The organism is Amycolatopsis thailandensis (assembly GCF_042723255.1).
Lineage (GTDB): Bacteria > Actinomycetota > Actinomycetes > Mycobacteriales > Pseudonocardiaceae > Amycolatopsis > Amycolatopsis thailandensis.
In genome coordinates this window covers 12,575-29,322 of record NZ_JBHXJK010000046.1, presented here as the reverse complement: position 1 = coordinate 29,322, position 16,748 = coordinate 12,575, and the positions used below count along the sequence as shown (strand labels likewise).

General features: G+C 69.6%; 19 protein-coding genes. 9 read left to right on the top strand and 10 right to left on the bottom strand.

All coding sequences use genetic code 11. The features are described from left to right. Positions 1–98 precede the first annotated feature (98 nt). Positions 99–797 (top strand): S1 family peptidase, encoded by a 699-nt coding sequence (locus ACFWMR_RS19960; RefSeq protein WP_341866879.1) that lies wholly within the window; start codon positions 99–101, stop codon positions 795–797. 87 nt (positions 798–884) lie between these two features. Here the strand turns inward: ACFWMR_RS19960 and ACFWMR_RS19955 are convergent, their stop codons facing one another. Together ACFWMR_RS19955 and ACFWMR_RS19950 are read right to left on the bottom strand one after the other, a co-directional pair. Beyond that, positions 885–1,652 (bottom strand): hypothetical protein, encoded by a 768-nt coding sequence (locus ACFWMR_RS19955; protein WP_378379415.1) that lies wholly within the window; start codon positions 1,650–1,652, stop codon positions 885–887. 127 nt (positions 1,653–1,779) lie between these two features. Then, on the bottom strand, positions 1,780–2,733 hold the full coding sequence (locus ACFWMR_RS19950) for a hypothetical protein (RefSeq protein WP_093932734.1): 954 nt from the start codon (positions 2,731–2,733) through the stop codon (positions 1,780–1,782). A 230-nt stretch (positions 2,734–2,963) separates the two neighbouring features. Here ACFWMR_RS19950 and ACFWMR_RS19945 point away from each other — a divergent pair, with 230 nt between their 5' ends. The 6 genes from ACFWMR_RS19945 to ACFWMR_RS19920 all read left to right on the top strand — a co-directional run bounded on the left by ACFWMR_RS19945 (position 2,964) and on the right by ACFWMR_RS19920 (position 7,224). Beyond that, the gene (locus ACFWMR_RS19945; RefSeq protein WP_073848466.1) at positions 2,964–3,305 is read left to right on the top strand and encodes a WXG100 family type VII secretion target; all 342 of its coding nucleotides are present in this window, start codon (positions 2,964–2,966) and stop codon (positions 3,303–3,305) included. Positions 3,306–3,326: 21 nt separating this feature from the next. Beyond that, positions 3,327–3,629 (top strand): hypothetical protein, encoded by a 303-nt coding sequence (locus ACFWMR_RS19940; RefSeq protein WP_005155348.1) that lies wholly within the window; start codon positions 3,327–3,329, stop codon positions 3,627–3,629. Between the two features lie 110 nt (positions 3,630–3,739). Next, positions 3,740–4,144, top strand: a complete 405-nt coding sequence (locus tag ACFWMR_RS19935; protein ID WP_093932735.1) for a hypothetical protein — start codon at positions 3,740–3,742, stop codon at positions 4,142–4,144. Further along, complete coding sequence (locus ACFWMR_RS19930; RefSeq protein WP_378379414.1) at positions 4,141–5,457, top strand: WXG100 family type VII secretion target; 1,317 nt, start codon at positions 4,141–4,143, stop codon at positions 5,455–5,457. Before ACFWMR_RS19935 ends, ACFWMR_RS19930 begins: the two co-directional genes overlap by 4 nt. 32 nt (positions 5,458–5,489) lie before the next feature. Next, on the top strand, positions 5,490–6,836 hold the full coding sequence (locus tag ACFWMR_RS19925) for an alpha/beta hydrolase (RefSeq protein ID WP_378379413.1): 1,347 nt from the start codon (positions 5,490–5,492) through the stop codon (positions 6,834–6,836). Positions 6,837–6,846: 10 nt separating this feature from the next. After that, positions 6,847–7,224 (top strand): hypothetical protein, encoded by a 378-nt coding sequence (locus ACFWMR_RS19920; protein ID WP_093939438.1) that lies wholly within the window; start codon positions 6,847–6,849, stop codon positions 7,222–7,224. A gap of 73 nt (positions 7,225–7,297) precedes the next feature. Here ACFWMR_RS19920 and ACFWMR_RS19915 read toward each other — a convergent pair whose 3' ends face one another. The 4 genes from ACFWMR_RS19915 to nadA are packed head-to-tail and all read right to left on the bottom strand — an operon-like array spanning position 7,298 to position 12,078. After that, complete coding sequence (locus ACFWMR_RS19915) at positions 7,298–8,482, bottom strand: S8 family serine peptidase (RefSeq protein ID WP_378379412.1); 1,185 nt, start codon at positions 8,480–8,482, stop codon at positions 7,298–7,300. 46 nt (positions 8,483–8,528) lie between these two features. Further along, positions 8,529–9,419: a carboxylating nicotinate-nucleotide diphosphorylase gene (nadC, locus tag ACFWMR_RS19910; RefSeq protein ID WP_378379411.1), complete on the bottom strand. Its 891-nt coding sequence runs from the start codon at positions 9,417–9,419 to the stop codon at positions 8,529–8,531. Then, complete coding sequence (locus ACFWMR_RS19905; protein WP_378379410.1) at positions 9,416–11,071, bottom strand: L-aspartate oxidase; 1,656 nt, start codon at positions 11,069–11,071, stop codon at positions 9,416–9,418. Before ACFWMR_RS19905 ends, nadC begins: the two co-directional genes overlap by 4 nt. Then, the gene (gene nadA / locus ACFWMR_RS19900; RefSeq protein ID WP_093938513.1) at positions 11,068–12,078 is read right to left on the bottom strand and encodes a quinolinate synthase NadA; all 1,011 of its coding nucleotides are present in this window, start codon (positions 12,076–12,078) and stop codon (positions 11,068–11,070) included. The genes ACFWMR_RS19905 and nadA overlap by 4 nt, the downstream gene beginning before the upstream one ends. A gap of 122 nt (positions 12,079–12,200) precedes the next feature. Here nadA and ACFWMR_RS19895 point away from each other — a divergent pair, with 122 nt between their 5' ends. Both ACFWMR_RS19895 and ACFWMR_RS19890 read left to right on the top strand, forming a co-directional pair. Beyond that, a complete protein-coding gene (locus ACFWMR_RS19895) occupies positions 12,201–12,836 on the top strand; it encodes an NUDIX hydrolase (RefSeq protein WP_093938514.1) in 636 nt (211 codons plus the stop codon). A gap of 40 nt (positions 12,837–12,876) precedes the next feature. After that, complete coding sequence (locus ACFWMR_RS19890) at positions 12,877–13,593, top strand: LON peptidase substrate-binding domain-containing protein (protein ID WP_378379409.1); 717 nt, start codon at positions 12,877–12,879, stop codon at positions 13,591–13,593. A gap of 76 nt (positions 13,594–13,669) precedes the next feature. Here ACFWMR_RS19890 and ACFWMR_RS19885 read toward each other — a convergent pair whose 3' ends face one another. The 4 genes from ACFWMR_RS19885 to bioB form a co-directional block, all read right to left on the bottom strand. Continuing rightward, the gene (locus tag ACFWMR_RS19885; protein WP_093938516.1) at positions 13,670–14,731 is read right to left on the bottom strand and encodes a M48 family metallopeptidase; all 1,062 of its coding nucleotides are present in this window, start codon (positions 14,729–14,731) and stop codon (positions 13,670–13,672) included. A 46-nt stretch (positions 14,732–14,777) separates the two neighbouring features. Next, a complete protein-coding gene (locus ACFWMR_RS19880; RefSeq protein WP_093938517.1) occupies positions 14,778–15,383 on the bottom strand; it encodes a DUF2567 domain-containing protein in 606 nt (201 codons plus the stop codon). Between the two features lie 148 nt (positions 15,384–15,531). Beyond that, complete coding sequence (bsaP, locus tag ACFWMR_RS19875; protein WP_378379408.1) at positions 15,532–15,735, bottom strand: biotin synthase auxiliary protein BsaP; 204 nt, start codon at positions 15,733–15,735, stop codon at positions 15,532–15,534. Further along, the gene (gene bioB, locus ACFWMR_RS19870; protein WP_378379407.1) at positions 15,722–16,738 is read right to left on the bottom strand and encodes a biotin synthase BioB; all 1,017 of its coding nucleotides are present in this window, start codon (positions 16,736–16,738) and stop codon (positions 15,722–15,724) included. Before bioB ends, bsaP begins: the two co-directional genes overlap by 14 nt. Between the last annotated feature and the right edge of the window lie 10 nt (positions 16,739–16,748).

Sequence of the window (16,748 nt, the reverse complement as noted above, 5' to 3'; positions counted from 1 at the left end):
CGGTAGGTTACAGAAACCCTTACCGCCGCATAACTTGGTGAAACCGTTTCAAGTCGAAACGAACTCCCCGACGCAGGCCGAAGGGCGTATTCATGCGTATGTCCAAGATCGTCGCAGCGGTGGCCGGCGCCGCCGCGGCGCTGACCGTTGCCGCCACCCCTGCCGCGAACGCGGGCCAGGACATCATCGGCGGCGGCACCGTGAGTTCCGCGCCATGGGGCGCCCAGATCTACTGGAACGACGCGACCGCGTACGGCGGCTTCAACTGCTCCGGCACGATCATCGCGCCGCAGTGGGTCCTCACCGCGAAGCACTGCCTCAATGCCCCCGGCATGCACGTGAAGGTCGGGAACGTCAACCTCAACCAGGGCACGAACGCCGAGGTCGACCAGCAGAAGGCGGCCCCCAGCGGGGACATCGCGCTGCTGCACCTCAAGACCGCGGTCAGCACCACGTACATGAAGCTCGGCACCGCGAACCCGGCCAACGGCACCACCAACCAGATCTACGGCTGGGGTCGCACGCAGGGCAACAACCCGCCGTCGAGCGTCCTGAAGACGGCCAACGTCCGCATCACCGGAACCAGCAGCGACGCCTATGGCGGCCAGGCCATCGCCAGCGTCGGCGTCAACGGTTCGGCATGGCACGGCGACTCGGGCGGCCCGCAGCTCTCGGGCGGTGTCCAGGTCGGCGTCTGCTCGACCGGCAGCAACTCCGGCACGAACCCGCAGGGCACCCAGAACTACGCCAGCGTTGCGGCGAGCCGCAGCTGGATCCGGACCACCGCGGGAGTCTGATCACAGAGTCCGGCAGTGAGGGAAGGGGCCGTTCGAACCCGAACGGCCCCTTCCCTTACCTCGAAATTCCGCCCAGAAACCCTTGGCTCAGGAGCACTTCGACTTCGGGTTGATCATCGACACCGAGCCGACCTTCTCCCCGTTGACGGTGAACTCGTAGATCCAGTCCGGTTTCCCGTCGACGGGCACCTGGAACCGGCCGTTGCTGCCGGCCTTCATCCCCTTGGCGTCGTAGGCCGTCTTCAGTTCGGCCAACGACGAACCAGCGCCGATCCCTTCGGCCGTCTTCGCGTCCGAAGGCGCGGCGAGTTCACGCAGCCCGTCCTTGCCGAACGAGGCGCCGCCCGCGGCCACGAAGGCCTTGTCACGCTCTTCCCGCTTGCCCGCCAGATCGGCGGACGCGAGAGCGGCATCGGCGAACAGTTGCGCGTCCTTGGCGGATTTCTCCGCCGCCTCGGCGCTTCCCTCCGCGGACGCGCCCGGTTTCGGCTCCGGATCCGCTTCGAGCTCGTCGGCCTTCTTGTTCAGGTCCTTGGCCTTGGCCTCGACATCGGCCTCCGCCTTCATCCGCGCTGGGTCGGGTGCCGGGCCGCCGGTGTAGGAGAAGTCGGTACAACCATCCAAATTGGACGTCGGCGCCGAGGCGAGCTTGCCGCCCGTCAGCGCGGCGTCCTTGGCCATCCCCAGAGTCAGCCCGCGATAGCCCGCCGGGCCGAACGTCTCCGGCGCCGCCGGCTTGTCCGCGTCAGACGCCCCAGATGCCCCCGAAGTCCCCGCCGCCCCCGAAGTCCCGGAAGACTCCGGCGACGAACACGCCACCCCGCCGATCAGCGCCGCCGCGGCGGTGAGCACCACGCCCGCGTGTCTGCCCGAAAACCGCCGATTAGTCCGCGTTCCATGCACGCTTACCCCCTTCATCGGCTCGAAAGTTATCCGATTCCAGAGAAAGTCCCGAGTGGATTTCGCGGGGATACGGTGAAGATCACGTCAGCTGGTGCATCGGCCGCGGCGTCCGGAGCGAAAGGGCCGATCCGGCGGCCACGACGGCGATGATCCCGGCGCCCGCCACCAGTGTCCAGAAGTCGGGATGCACGATGGACTGCCCCCGCTGAGCCTGCCAGGTGAGCAGCACCAGCAGCCCCGCGAAGCCCGCCGAAGCGGTCCGGACCAGATTCCGCCGCACGAAGTCCGATTCCAGCACGGGATAACGCCGGGCGAGCTTGAGCAGTCCGAAAGCGACCAGGGGAAGCACCTGGATCGCGTGGATCCCGAAGAAATGCGGGATCCGCATGTCCCCGCCCACCGTGCTCCAGCCCAGCACCGGCAGCCCCGGGCCACCGTCGGGCACACCGACGGCGTGGGCGCCGACGATCGACGGTCGTTCACCGGAGCGGAACTGGGCCATCTGCTGCTCGTTCGGGCCGAACATCAGCAGCGCGATCCCGATGCCGGCGACGGACAGCGCGGCACCCGCGCGTAACGCGGAGTTCATCGCCCGGTCGGGAAGACGTTGGAACAGCAGGAGAACGGCGATCGCCGCCGTCGCGGCCCAGCCGGTGAAAGCACCGTTCGCGACCATGTTGTTGATCCACTGGTCGACCGGGGTCTCCTGGTTGAAGTGGAGCGTCCGGCCGCGGACGGCGATCTGCCAGAACAGCAGCGCCATGTCCAGGCCGAGGCCGACCGCGAACACGGTCCCGAGCCACCACCCGAGCCGTTTGCCCCGGGTCAGCTGCCCGATCAGCCAGGCGAGAGTCACCGCGTAGAGCCCCACGGAAATCGTGAACTTGAGCGGCTTGAGCCAAATGGGCGCGTTGACGAGGCTGCGATCGTCGAAAACAAGACCTCCGAGCGCGATCACCCCGAGCACCGCCATCGCCGCCGCCAAGATCATCAGCGGGCGATGCAGTACTGTCCTGGATCCCTTGTCCACCATGGATTAGAGGGTTCCGTGGGGCTCCACATCGAACACTGGAGTACTCCCCCGGATCGAAGGTGGGGAAGGCCCTACCGCCGACCTGTGGGTAATAGTGCCGTCACCGTGACCGGCAGTTGTGCCGTTTGACCGCACTCCCCTCTTTTCTAGCGTGTCCTTCACAAGAGCAGACAGGGCGTCCCCTGGTGCTCACCGGGATTTCCAGCGAGATGAGAGGAGGTGGCCCATCAATGACCGGTACGGGATATCAGGCAGACGCAGCTGCGATGGCGCGCGCCGTCCAGGGGTTCGAGGAAACCGCGTCGAACGCCAAGACCACGATGGCCAGCTTGGAGAGCGAGCTGACCCAGACCCTGCACAACTACAAGGGTGACCAGGCGGTCGCGTTCTGGGACCTGCAGCGCCGTCTGCAGGAGAAGATGACCATCGCCGTGAACGAGCTCAACACGATGTCGCGCCTCGTCCACGAGAGCAACCGGAACTACAACTCGGGTGACGAGCAGGTCCGGGAAAGCCTGACCGGGGTCAGCGGAACCGTCGACCAGACCGTGATCCACCGGCTGAACCCCTGATCCGCGAGAGGACCACCAATCATGGCTGACGTCGTCGAAATCAACTTCGCCGCGCTGCAGCACAGCTCGGCCTCGCTGGCCGCCAAGGCCAAGGCGCTCACCTCCCAGCTCGAACAGCTGCACACCAACCTGCAGCCGATCACCCAGACCTGGTACGCCTCCGGCAGCTCCGCCGGTGAGGCCGCCCGTGCGTCTGAAACCCGCCTGCGCCAGGCCACCGCGGACATCGTGGCGATCATCGCGCAGTTCGGTGGCAAGGTCGGCGACGCCCACGATCTCCAGCACAGCCTGGAGAACCGCAACCAGGGCCTGTTCGCCGGCTGATCCCCCATCCGTCGGTCGGCCGGTGCTTTCACCCCCCTCGGCACCGGCCGGCCGGCTTTGCGCGTAGTCGTCCTTTGTTGGCATGGCCGATCACGAGAGAGCCGGGATCAATGCAAGACCAGTCGTACTACGTCCATCTGGAATCGCTGAAGGACTTCGTGCGGGAACTGGAGACCCAGATCCATGCGATGTCCAAGCCGAACGACTTCCTGCTGACCCTGAGCGAACAGCCGTTGTTGTTCGGCGAGTTCGGGGAGGCGGGTTCCCTCAACAAGGCGCATCAGGCGGCCGTCGCCGAGATGCAGGGGCTGTTGGACCAGGTCAAGGGCGCGATCACTTTCGCGCAGGACGTCACCACGACCGTCGCGGACGGCTACGCCGCGGCCGATGACTCGGTCGCGGGCGACATGAACCACTCCAGCCAGCAGACCGGGCTGCTCGATCCGCTGCTCAACGTCCTCGGCGGCGTGCTGGGTGGCAACAACGGCTCGAACGGCGGGGGGAACAAGGGATGACCGACACCGCGCACACGAACTTCGCCGCCTATTCCCACCAGCAGCTCTACGCGATGCTGCAGGCAGGCGACCCCAACACGGCACGCCACGCGGCCCACAAGTGGCAGTCCACCGGCACCGGCCTGTTCGAACAGGCCGAGAATCTCACCGGTGAGCTGAAGGACTTCTCCGGCAGCTGGACCGGTGGCGCGGCCGACAAGTACCACACGATGATCAGCGACCTCGTCGGCGGAATCCGCAAGGTCGCCCAGACCGCGAACGCGATGAACCACCTCCTCGAGGACGCGGCGGACGCGCTGGTGAAGGCGAAGAAGGAGATGCCGCCGCCGGTCGCGGTGCCGGACGTCTCCCCCGCCGACGTCGCGTTGGCCGTCAACCCGCCGCTGCTGCCCCCGGACTCGTCACCGGCGACGATCGTCAACGCCGCGCAGCAGCGGCAGCTGGCCATCGCGAACGTCGAAGCGCAGCAGCAGGCCGCGGGTGCGGCCAGCGCGGCGCACAGCAAGGCGATCGTGGTGATGACGCAGCTCGCGGGTGACTACACCACGGCGGAGGAGTCCATTCCGGCCTCGCCGAACGCCGTCGCGCCGCCGCCGGTCACCGGGGGCGGTTCGGCCCCGGGCGGTGGCTCCGTCGGCAACAACATCGGGGGAACGCCCGGTGGTGTCGGCGTGGTGCCGGGCGACAACACGCACCCGCTGCCGTCGGACGGCTCCACTCCGCCCACCAACGGGCAGCCCGGCCAGCCGCCCAAATCGAACCCGTTGTTCGGCGACATGTTCACCGCCGGTCTGGCGGCGGCCTCGGCCGCCGCGTTCGGCCGGTTCGGTTCGATCATGCCGCGCGTTCCCGGGTGGGCCAACGGCAAGAACCCGAACGAGAACAAGGACAAGAACGGCGAGCCAGTCGGCGGAGGTGCCGGTGCGGCCGGCGCGACCGCGGGCGGTGCGGGCGGCGGCATCCCGATCGGCGGGGGCGGCGCGCCCTCGCTGGACGGCGGTGCGATCGGTGCCGGCGGGGGCGGGGTCTCCGGGCCCGGTGAGGTGCCCGCCGCGTTCTCCGGTCTGGCCGGCGACGGCGGCTCGGGCAGCGCGATGAGCGGGCTGGCGGGCGGAGCCGCCGGTGCCGCGGGCGCGGCGGCGGCCAAGGGCGCGATGCCGATGATGCCCATGATGCCGATGGGCATGGGCGCGGGCGGCGACATGGGCTCCGGACGGCGGATCCCGCCGTGGCTCGTGGAGACCGAGAACGTCTGGGGTCAGTCGTCCCCCGTCGCTCCGGCAGTGCTCGGCGAAGAACCCGAACAGTACTGATTTTTTTCCTGAACAGGAGAGGCGGCTCGGTGATGGCATCCAGTGCGGGCGGTTACCGAGTCGCCCCCGCCAGACTCGAAGCGGCGGCGGCGGAGCTCGAACAGCGCGCCGGCGTGCTCAAGACGGCGCAGACCGCGCTGGCGGGTGAGAACGTCCCCGCCACCGCGTTCGGCCAGGTATCGGCGTCCAGCGCGGCTTCGGCGACCTATACCAAGACGATCAAGGACGTCGCGAGCAAACTCGACGGCCAGATCACCAAGGCGACGGTGATCCACCAGGGTCTGACGTCGGCGGCGGGTGGCTACCGGCGCGCAGACGTCCAGGTCGCCGCTTCCTACCGGGCGTTGATGCCGGAGAACCCGTTGCCCAAGGCCGGGAATCCGGCGGGCGTCGGCGGCGCGGCCGACACCGGGCAGTGGGCGACCGCGATCGCCGAGAACCGCACGAAGGTCTCCGACGCGCTGACGTCGGAACGCGAACGGCTCGCGAACCTCCAGGCGAACGGCGGGAAAGCCGACGACATCGCGAACGCGCGCACCAGGATCGCGCTGTACGAGGACATCATCGCCAACGACCGGCAGATCCTGCGGTTCGATCCGTCCGGTAACGGGCGCATCGCCGAGCTGGTCGGCCGGATCGAACCGGGCACCCGAAACGTCGGCCTCTTCGTCCCCGGCGTCAACACCTCGTTCCAGAACTTCCAGAGCTACGCCGACCTCGGCAAGAGCCTGGTCGCCGCGGACGCCACCGGGCGGACCGCGATGGTCGTCTGGGCGGACGGGGTCTTCCCCCAGAACGTCGTCACCGAAGGACCGGCCGCGCATTACGCGCAGACGATGGCACCCGATCTCAAGGCGTTCGGCGACGAACTGCGCGGCCAGATCGACAGCCACGCCGGTCCGGGTGTCGTGGTCACCGCCGTCGGGCACAGCTACGGTGGCGCGACCGTGGGACTCGCGGAGCAGCTCGGGCTCAAGGCCGATCAGGTGCTGCACGTCGAGTCCGCGGGCATGGGCCACGGGATCTGGAGCCCGAGCGATCTCCCGGCCAGCCAGGCCGGTGTGCAGCGCTACTCCATGACGGCCCCCTTCGACCCGATCGTGGTCGCGCAGGGCAACGCGGGCCTCATCGAATGGCTCGGCGCCGGGCACGGAGCGGACCCCGACCGCTTCCCCGGCGTCGTCGAACTCGAAACCGGCCGCGACGCGAACGGCGACCTGCAGTGGGGCTTCGATTCCCACAGCGGTGTGCTCAAGCCCGGTTCGGATTCGTGGAACAACATCTACGGTGTGATCACGGGCGGACCGCTCACGCATGAAGGCTTCACGGGCGGCTCGCTGGGCGAGATGGTCGTCGAGGGCGTTGGCCGGGGTTTGTGAGGAGCACCAGATGATCACCAGGAACACCGGACTCGACCCGCTGGCCGAGGACCTGACGGCGGTCATCGACGGCGTCGCGGGCACCTTCGGCACCACCGCGGAACGCACCGTCGAAGGCGAACTGGACTGCGACCCGACCCAGCCGGGCCGCCTGCTCTGCTGGCAGTACGGCCTCCGGGTGGACGACGCGACCGACGCGGTCCGCAAACTCGTCGACGTCGTCCTGCCGCTGCTGGAAGGTCAGGGCTGGCGGGCGCGCGACCGCAGCAACCCGCGTGAGCTGATCGCGCAGTTCAGCCGCGACGGCGCCGACTTCAACGTGCACGTCTCCCGCGCCGGTGACGGCGTGGCCATCGTGGGCTCGACGGCCTGCGTATCCGTCCCCTAGGAAACCTTGGAAGCCCAGGGGGTCGCAAAGACCTCGTGAGCGGCAGGGGTGTCCCCCAGTACACCGCTGTCGCTCACGAGGCGCGAAAACGCGAAGGCCGCCAGCCCCGTCGCTTGCCCCGCCGGACCGCGGCCACCACCACGCCCGCCGCGATCGCGGCGGCCACCCCGGCTATCGCGAGCACGCCGGAGACCTTGTCTGCGCCCGCGCGGGCCGGTGCCGCCGCGGGGACGACGTAGGTGTCCGGGCCGACGCTCGGCGGCCCTCCCGGACCGGGGGTACCGGCCGGGATCGCGGCGGAAACGGCGGCGTAGGCGTCGATCGCGCCCCAGCCTCGCCGGGGGTCGTGCGCGCCGCTCGGCCCGCGGTGCGCGGTCAGCGTCAGCCGCGCGACGACCTGCTCGGGTGACAGCTCGGGGTGATAGGCGCGCACGAGCGCGGCGACACCCGCCACGTGCGCGGCCGCCAGGCTCGGGTCGCTCACCGGCCATCGGTGCGCCACGGTGCCGCCCGCGCCCGCGGACGTGCTGACCAGTTCGGCGCCGGGTGCGGAAACACCCACGTAGGCACCGGATTCCGTCTGCACCGCTTCGCCGGCCTGGTTGGTCGACCCCACGGCGAGCACGCCTGGTGTCGCGGTCGGATACGACGTCTGCCCTTGCTGGCTCCCCGCGGCGGGCGAGACGATCAGCGCGCCTTTTTCCCTGGCACGCGAAACGGCGCCGCCGAGCGCGGGGCTGTCGGAAGCGGCCGGGACGGCGATCAGGATGATCCCGGCGCCGCGGTTCAGCGCGGTCTCGATGGCGGACGCGAGCTGTCCGGGATCACCGCCGCCGTTCGCCTGGGTGTAGCGGATCGGCAGGATCTTGGCGCCGGGCGCGATCCCGACGAACGTCGTGGACGGATCCGGCTGCGCGCCGACGATCCCGGCGGCGATCGTGCCCCTGCCGTCGCAGTCGTCGGACTCGGTGCCCTGGCCGCCGACGAGCTGGCCGGACGCGAACTGGCCGTTGCTCCCGTCGACTCCGGTGCCGACCACCGCGACCAGCTGACCGGTGCCGCGCGACAGCGGCCAGATCCGCGCGGGATCGATCAGCCGCTGCCCCCACGGGACGGCCGCGGTGTAGGTGCCGGACGGGTTCGCGCACTGCTCGGCGACCGCCGCCGACGGGACGGGGGTGCCGAGCAGACCCATGCCGAGCGGTCCCACGAACAGAGCGCATCCCGCGACGGCACTTTTACCGGCAAACCCCACCATTCCTCCAGAATCCCCTTGTCACACAAGGGAATTCTACTGCCGAACCTCAGCGCAGGTCCATCCCGAGGTCGAGTGCGGGCGAGGAGTGGGTGAGCGCTCCGACGGCGAGGAAGTCCACACCGGACTCCGCGTAGGCCCGCGCCACGTCCAGCCGCAGCCCGCCCGAGGATTCCAGCCGGGTCTTCGGCGAGACCTCGTCGCGCCGGTCGACGGCCTTCGCGCACTCGTCGGGCGTGAAGTTGTCCAGCAGCACCTCGTCGGCCCCCGCGGCGAGCGCCTCCTCCAGCTGGTCCAGGTCGTCGACCTCGACCTCGCAGTGCAGTCCGGGCGCGTGTTCGCGCGCGGCGGCGAGGGCAGCGGTCACCGAACCGGCGGCGACCACGTGGTTGTCCTTGATCAGCACCACGTCACCGAGCCCGAGCCGGTGGTTCACCCCGCCGCCCGCGCGGACGGCGTACTTCTCCAGCAACCTGAGCCCGGGCAGGGTCTTGCGGGAATCCCTTACCTTGCAATCGGTTCCCTCCAGCGCGGCCACCCAGGCGGCGGTCGCGGTGGCGATACCCGACAGGTGGCACAGCAGGTTCAGCGCGGTGCGTTCGGCGGTGAGCAGGCCGCGCACCGGACCGCGGACGACCAGCGCGGGCTCACCGGCGGTCAGCCGGTCACCGTCGTCGCGGGCGGCCAGGATCTCCAGGCTCGAACCGAGCACGACGTCGAACACCGCGAGCGCCACCGGGATCCCGGCGACCACGCCGGCCGTCCTCGGCGTGAGCTCGGCCAGCGCCTCGGCCGATTCCGGCACGGTGGCGTTCGTCGTCGCGTCGGGCCCGTAGCGCAGGTCCTCGGCCAGGGCCGTGGTGACGACGCGGTGCACATCGGCGACGTCGAGACCGTGTTCGGCCAGCGCCTTGGTGACCCACGGGGACAATTCACTCATGCCACAACCTCCAAAGCGATCGGATCGGCCAGCACCGGCTGCCCCGACGGGCTGAGCCGGATCAGCTGGCCGCGTTGCCAGGCGTTGTCGTCACGTTCGGGGAAATCGGTCCGCACGTGGCAGCCACGGGATTCCGTCCGGCGCGCGGCCGCCGCGACCAAGGCCTCCGCCACCAGCGTGAGCGCCGCGTCCTCGACGATCCGAGGCGTCCACAAAGGACTCTCGACCATCGAAAGATCCAGCACCGAGCCGACGACCGACAGGCCTTCCGCGTCCCGGCCGATCGCGGCGTAGCGGCTCATCGCCCGCTGCAGCGCGTCGCGGTCGGCCACCGGGACGGTCGCCCGGGACGCGAGCACACCGCGGCGCGGGTCGCCGAGCTGTCCGGTGGCGAGGTCCGCGGCGACCGCCTCGGCCACCCGCCGCCCGGCGACCAGGCCTTCGAGCAAACTGTTGGAGGCCAGTCGATTCGCGCCGTGCAGGCCGGTCCTCGCGACCTCGCCCGCCGCGTAGAGACCGAGGACGCCGGATCGTCCGTCCACAGTGGTCACCACACCGCCGCAGGCGAAATGCGCGGCGGGAGTGACCGGGATCGGGTCCTTCGCCGGGTCGATCCCGAGCACCGCGCACGCCGCGTGCACGGTCGGGAACCTCTTCGCGAACCCGGAGATGCCTGTGGCGTCGAGCAGAACGTGATCGTCGATCCCGCCGGGCGCTTGCGCCATCCGGCTCGTGATCGCCGCCGAAACGACGTCCCGGGGCGCGAGATCACCGAGCGGGTGCACTCCACGCATGACCGAAGCGCCCGTCGCGTCGTGCAGGGTCGCGCCCTCGCCGCGCACCGCCTCGGTGACCAGCGGGAGGCGGCCACGCGCGCCCGGGGTGAACAGGACCGTCGGGTGGAACTGGACGAATTCGACGTCCGCGACCTGAGCCCCCGCGCGCAACGCGAGCGCCAGCCCGTCCCCCGTGGCGATCTCCGGATTCGACGTCGCGTGGTAGAGCTGTCCCAGCCCGCCGCTGGCCAGCAGCACCGCCGGCGCCCGGACGACCCCGGGCACGCCGTCGTGGTCCAGGACGGTCACGCCGACGACCTCGCCCGCGGGCGTGCGGATCGCGTCGACGGCGATGTGGTGCTCCAGTACCGGGATCCGCCGGTCACCGGCCTTGGCGACCAGCGTCCGCTCGACCTCCGCGCCGGTCGCGTCGCCACCGGCGTGGATGACGCGGAACGCGCTGTGCCCGCCTTCCCTCGTGCGGGCGAGCTCGGTCCTTCCCGCGGCCGCCGGGTCGAAGCGGGCGCCCGCGGCACGCAGCTTGGCCACCGCGGCCGGGCCGCCCGCGATGATCGAGCGGACGGCGTCGTCAGCACAAAGCCCGGCACCGGCGGTGAGCGTGTCTTCGGCGTGTTTGCCGACCGAGTCACCTTGCTCGTGCTCGCCCTCCAGCACGACGGCGATACCGCCCTGAGCCCAGCGGGTGTTCCCGTCGGAGACAGCCCCCTTGGTGACCACCAGGACGTGCAACCCGAGTTCCTGGGCGCGCAGCGCGGCGGTGAGCCCGGCCACTCCGCTGCCGATCACCACGAGATCGGCGGCGGCCTCCCAGACGGGGTGGGTTTTCGCCTGGAGAGCGGTAACCGGGCCGGTCATTCTCCGCCGCCAGGCTGCCCGATCTCGATCATGCGCTGCACGGAAGCGCGGGCCCGGGCGGCTGTCTCGGTGTCGACGTGGACCTCGTCCGCGCCCTCTCGCAACGACCGCAGCAAGGCGGCAGGCGTGATCATCTTCATGTACCGGCAGGACGCCCGGTCGTTCACCGCGCGGAAGTCGATCTCCGGCGCGGCCTTGCGCAGCTGGTGGATCATCCCGATCTCGGTGGCCACGAGCACCGACTTCGCCTTGGTGTCGCGGGCGGCGTGGACCATGTCGCCGGTCGAGAGGATCTTGACCCGCTCAGGGGCGACGGCGCCTTCTCCGGCGAGGTACAGCGCCGACGTCGCGCAGCCGCATTCCGGGTGGATGAACAGGTCCGCGTCCGGGTTCTCCGAGGCCCGCTCGGCGAGCTCGGCACCGTTGATACCAGCGTGCACGTGGCATTCCCCGGCCCAGACGTGCATGTTCTCCCGGCCGGTCACGCGCTTGACGTGCGCGCCGAGGAACTGGTCCGGCAGGAACAGAACCTCCTGGTCAGCGGGGATGGAGGCGACCACGTCGACGGCGTTCGACGAGGTGCAGCAGATGTCGGTCTCCGCCTTGACCTCGGCCGTGGTGTTCACGTAGGAGACCACGACCGCGCCGGGATGCTCGGCCTTCCAGGCGCGCAGTTCGGCGCCGGTGATCGAGTCCGCGAGCGAACAACCGGCCCGCGCGTCCGGGATCAGGACCGTCTTCTCCGGCGCCAGGATCTTCGCCGTCTCGGCCATGAAGTGCACGCCGCAGAAGACGATGGTGGACGCGTCGCTGCTCGCCGCGATCCGGCTGAGCGCGAGGGAATCGCCGGTGAAGTCGGCGATGTCCTGGATCTCGGGCACCTGATAGTTGTGCGCGAGCAGGACGGCGTCACGCTTGCGAGCGAGGCTCCGCACCTCCTCCGCCCAAGCCGCGTCGGCGACGACGCCACCGTAGGGAGTCAGGTCGTTCTCAAACGTGATCGTCATCGTTCTGGCCCTCCGGACCGATTTGTCCACTGTCGGTTTTCGCCTTACAATCGAAAACCGTGCGAAGTCATCTTAACACCCAGACCCCCCTGGCCCACGAGGTTTTGGGAGCGGTCCTTCAAGTGCGCTCGGACACACTCCGGGTCCTGCTGTGGCGGCGCGCGCTCGATCCCCACCTGGGCCGCTGGTCCCTTCCGGGCGGCAGGCTTCGCCCGGATGAAGACGTCGAGGCGTCCATTCGGCGGCAGCTCGCGGAGAAGGTCGACGTACGTCAGTTGAAGCATGTGGAGCAGCTGGCCGTGTTCAGCGCGCCGAACCGGGTACCGGGCCCGCGCGTCGTCGCGACGGCGTTCCTCGGCCTCGTACCGTCCGATGTGGACCCCGAGATCCCGGAAGACACCGAGTGGCACGACGTTTCCGAGCTGCCGCGGACGGCGTTCGACCACGAGTCCATCGTGCTGCGCGCGCGGGACAGGCTCCGCTCGAAGCTCTGCTACACGAATCTCGGGTTCGCGCTGGCCCCGGAAGAGTTCACCGTTTCGGCGTTGCGGGGGCTGTACTCGGCTGCGCTCGGTTACCGGGTCTCCGCGACGAACCTGCAGCGTGTGCTGTCCCGGCGCGGACTGCTCCTCCCCACCGGCCACACCGCCCCGCCCGGGCGCAGCGGCGGACGTCCGGCGGCGCTCTTCTCCTTCGCGGGCAAGGGGATGCAGATCACCGATCCGTTCGCGGTGTTCCGTCCGCCCGCCGGAAAGTGACCGTCCTGCGAAGTCCTCGCGGTCCCCGTACCTTGAACGGGTGACCGAGCCGAGCGATGAGTCCTCCGGGAAGGCGATCTTGCCGCTGTTCCCGCTACAGACCGTGCTTCTGCCCGGAACACACCTCCCGTTGCACATTTTCGAACCGCGCTACCGGCAGCTGATGACCGACCTCGTCGGCGACGTCGTCCCGGACCGCGAGTTCGGCGTCATCGCGCTGCGTTCGGCGATGATCCGGGAGGTGAGCGGGCCCGAGCACGTCCACGAGGTCGGCTGCAGCACGGTGCTGCGCGAGGCGAAACGACTGCCGGACGGCAGATTCGACGTCGTCACCACCGCGCGGCGCCGCTTCCGGCTGCTCGAGATCGACCGCGTTTCCGCGCCGTACCTGATCGGCTCGGTCGAATGGGTGCCCGACGACCGGGTCGCCTCGGTACACGGCGACACCGTGACCAGGCTCGCCGACGTCGCGAAAGCGGCTCACCGGCGCTATTGCGAGTCCGCCTGGAACGCCGACGACTGGACCACACCGCCCGAAGACGGCGACATCGCGGCGCTCGCGTACCGGCTCACGTCGGACTGCCTGCTCCCCCTGGAAGACCGGCAGCGCCTGCTGGAGGAGACCAACCCGCTGCGGCGGCTGAGGATCGCGTGCCGGCTGCTGACGCGGGAGGCCGGGTTCCTCAGCACGCTCGGCGCGGTGCCGATGCCGCCGGGGGAACTCGGCGAGTTCACGCGCCCCTCGAACCTGAACTAGGCCCCCTCAAGCGCTATGAAAGGCCCCTTCATTGCAAATTTTGCAATGAAGGGGCCTTTCATAGCACGCGCGAAACTTACTTGCCGGACTCCGGAGCGCTCTCGCCGTCCGCCCCGTTCCCACCGGTCCCGAACTTGCTCCACACCTTGCCCGCCGCCCCGGACACCGCCTCGCCGACGTCGCTGAACACCTTCATCAGCGGGTCGGACGAGCTGTTCCAGGAGTCCTTGTACGACTTCGCGGCCGACTTCAGGTCGTCGCTCCAGGTGGACGACGGCGCGTCCGCGTCGCGGCGCGGGTACCCGCCGGCCAGGATGCCCCGGTACTCCTCGGAAGCGGCCCACTTCTGCAACTGCGCCGCGCGCACGACGGCCAGCGGATGCGACATCGTCTCGACGTAACGCAGCTTCAGGTAGCTGTCGCGGATGTCCTCGACCGACTCGTACTCCGACGCCTGCTGCAGGAACGCCGGGATGTCGATCTTCGACGGGTCGATCCCGCCCGCGACCAGGATCTGCGACCGCAGCGCCGCCGTCGGGTCCTGCGAGCACAGCAGCCCTGCGCGGTCGCAGGACAGCTCGGCCTTGCGGTACCACTCGCGCAGCGCGGCGATGACGACGCGGATGCCGATGGCGCTCACCGGCGTCCACGACATCGACATCTGCAAGCCGATCAGCCGGATCATGATCGTGCGGTACACCGCGTGCCCGGACAGCACGTGTCCCATCTCGTGCCCGATCACGAACCGCAGCGACGCGAGGTCCATCGCCTCGACGGCCGCGGTGTTGAGCACGATGAACGGCTCGTCCATGCCGATCGTCTGCGCGTTGACCTCGGGGCTGCGGGCGACGAACAGGTTCGGCACGCGGTCGAGGTCGAGCGTCTCGGCGCATTCGTTGCGCAGCTTGTCCAGTTCCGGATACTGCTTCGGGCCGACCCGGATCCCGGACGCGAGCGCCATGAGCCGCTCACCACGCTCGGCGTAAAAGCCCGAAACGGCCTTCACGACCTGCGCGAATCCGGGGACCGCGCGAAGCGTCGCCAGGGCACCGCGGTCGACGGGGTGCTCGTAGGCGCGCGGGCTGATGCCCGGGAAGCGGACGGCGTTGTGCCGGGAAACCTCGATGTCGTCGGTCAAGAGAAAGCCCCCTAGAGAAGTTGCCGCCCACCCTAGAGGAAATTCGTCAGCCGAGGCGGCGACCCAGGTCTTCTCGTCCGTTCCACGCGGTCAGCAGCGTGTAGGCCAGCGTCGTCATCAGCGGCGCGGCGAGCATGATCCACGGCGATTCGATCTGCGGCGCCTTCGCGATGATGTCCCCGACGGCGGGCGCCGAGGTGATCTCGTAGCGGCCGTTGGCGAACGAGACGCCCATCGTCGTGCCCAGCCAGCCCGCGAGGGTCGCGCCGCCGGTCGCCGCGATCAGCACGACCGGGCCGCGGCGCTCCCGCAGCAGCCAGGTCACGATGCCGATCAGCAGCCCGGCGCCGAGCGCGAGGAAGCCGTAGATGGCGAGGTCGTCGAAACGGTGCCAACTCTCGAGTTCCAGTGGCGCGAGGCCGCCGCGGTCGTTGATCACCCGCATCCGCTGCGGCGGCGCGAGCCGAGACCACAGCCAGGCCAGCGGAAACCCGAGCAGCCCAGCCGTGGACAGCACGCTGACCGCGGGCAGCAGATCCGCCTTGACGACGACCTTGGGGTGCGGGCGGCGCGGCTTCGGCAGCACGGGCACCGACCAGGGATCGGGCACGCTGGAAGACAGGTGTGCCGGTTTGCCCGTCGTCTCGCCCAACCCGGACTCCTCCCTCGCGCTGCTTGTGCAGAGCGTAACCAATGACGCTCCCAGCGCACGCAACCCGGCACGCATCTCTCGCGTTTCGTCCTCTGGATGCGGTAGATGCGCGTGCAACTAACGCATTTAGAGGACGAAACGCGCAAAGTCAGCCGACGAGTTCACCGTGACGGCTGCATCGGGCCGTCCAGCCCACCGGGGTGATCTGGACGACCATCCGCCGCGCGCAGAACGTGCAGTAGCGCGGCGGTTCGAGTGCCGTTCTCGGGTTGTGACAGGCGGGATGTTCCGCGCCACCGTCGGACGTCTGTCCACAGTGGACGCAAAACGCCGGTCGGTCAGAGGACGTCACTGATCGCCTTCACCGGCATCTTCAGCTCGTCGAGCATCTCCAGGTCCGCGGTGGCCGGGCGGCCGAGGTTGGTCAGGTAGTTGCCGACGATGATCGCGTTGATGCCGCCGAGCATGCCCTGCTTGGTGCCCAGGTCGCCGAAGGTCAGCTCACGGCCGCCGGAGAAGCGGAGCAGCGGACGCGGCATCGCCAGCCGGAACGCGGCCACGGTGCGCAGCGCGTCCTTGCCCTCGACGACCTCGTAGCCCTCGTACGGCGTCCCCGGCTGCGGGATGAGGAAGTTCATCGTGCATTCGTCCGGGTTCAGCTCGGCCAGCTGCGCGGCGAACTCGGCGCGCTGTTCGACGCTCTCCCCCATGCCGATGATGCCGCCGCAGCAGACCTCCATGCCCGCCTCGCGGATCATCCGCAGGGTCTCCCAGCGCTCTTCCCACGTATGCGTGGTGACGACGTTCGCGAAGTGCGAGCGCGCGGTCTCCAGGTTGTGGTTGTAGCGGTGCACGCCCATCTCGACGAGCTCGTCGACCTGCTCCTGCGTGAGCATGCCGAGCGAGCAGGCGATCTGGATGTCGTTGCCGTCCTCGCGGATGGCCTTGATCCCCTCGCGGACCTGCGAGAGCAGCCGCTTGTCGGGACCGCGGACGGCGGCGACGATGCAGAACTCGGTCGCGCCGGTCTCGGCGGTCTGGCGGGCGGCCTTGACCAGGCCGGGGATGTCCAGCCACGCCGAACGCACCGGCGTCGGGAAGCGGCCGGACTGCGAGCAGAAGTGGCAGTCCTCGGGGCAGCCGCCGGTCTTGAGGCTGATGATGCCCTCGACCTCGACCTCGGGGCCGCACCAGCGCATCCGGACCTCGTGGGCCAGCGCCAGCAGGTCGGTCAGGTGGTCGTCGTCGAGCTTCAGGATCTCGACGAGCTGCTCTTCGCTGAGCCCGACACCACGCTCGAGGACCTGGTCACGCGCCACGGCGAGGATGTCGACGGTCTCCGGGGCTGTGGTCACGAGGCGGCTC

Bases quoted from the DNA above. Each gene is read 5' to 3' on its own strand.
- ACFWMR_RS19945 (WP_073848466.1), top strand. From the start codon at position 2,964: ATGACCGGTACGGGATATCAGGCAGACGCAGCTGCGATGGCGCGCGCC.
- ACFWMR_RS19950 (WP_093932734.1), bottom strand. From the start codon at position 2,733: ATGGTGGACAAGGGATCCAGGACAGTACTGCATCGCCCGCTGATGATC.
- nadC (WP_378379411.1), bottom strand. From the start codon at position 9,419: ATGAGTGAATTGTCCCCGTGGGTCACCAAGGCGCTGGCCGAACACGGT.
- ACFWMR_RS19935 (WP_093932735.1), top strand. From the start codon at position 3,740: ATGCAAGACCAGTCGTACTACGTCCATCTGGAATCGCTGAAGGACTTC.
- ACFWMR_RS19905 (WP_378379410.1), bottom strand. From the start codon at position 11,071: ATGACCGGCCCGGTTACCGCTCTCCAGGCGAAAACCCACCCCGTCTGG.
- ACFWMR_RS19940 (WP_005155348.1), top strand. From the start codon at position 3,327: ATGGCTGACGTCGTCGAAATCAACTTCGCCGCGCTGCAGCACAGCTCG.
- nadA (WP_093938513.1), bottom strand. From the start codon at position 12,078: ATGACGATCACGTTTGAGAACGACCTGACTCCCTACGGTGGCGTCGTC.
- ACFWMR_RS19915 (WP_378379412.1), bottom strand. From the start codon at position 8,482: ATGGTGGGGTTTGCCGGTAAAAGTGCCGTCGCGGGATGCGCTCTGTTC.
- ACFWMR_RS19925 (WP_378379413.1), top strand. From the start codon at position 5,490: ATGGCATCCAGTGCGGGCGGTTACCGAGTCGCCCCCGCCAGACTCGAA.
- ACFWMR_RS19930 (WP_378379414.1), top strand. From the start codon at position 4,141: ATGACCGACACCGCGCACACGAACTTCGCCGCCTATTCCCACCAGCAG.
- ACFWMR_RS19960 (WP_341866879.1), top strand. From the start codon at position 99: ATGTCCAAGATCGTCGCAGCGGTGGCCGGCGCCGCCGCGGCGCTGACC.
- ACFWMR_RS19920 (WP_093939438.1), top strand. From the start codon at position 6,847: ATGATCACCAGGAACACCGGACTCGACCCGCTGGCCGAGGACCTGACG.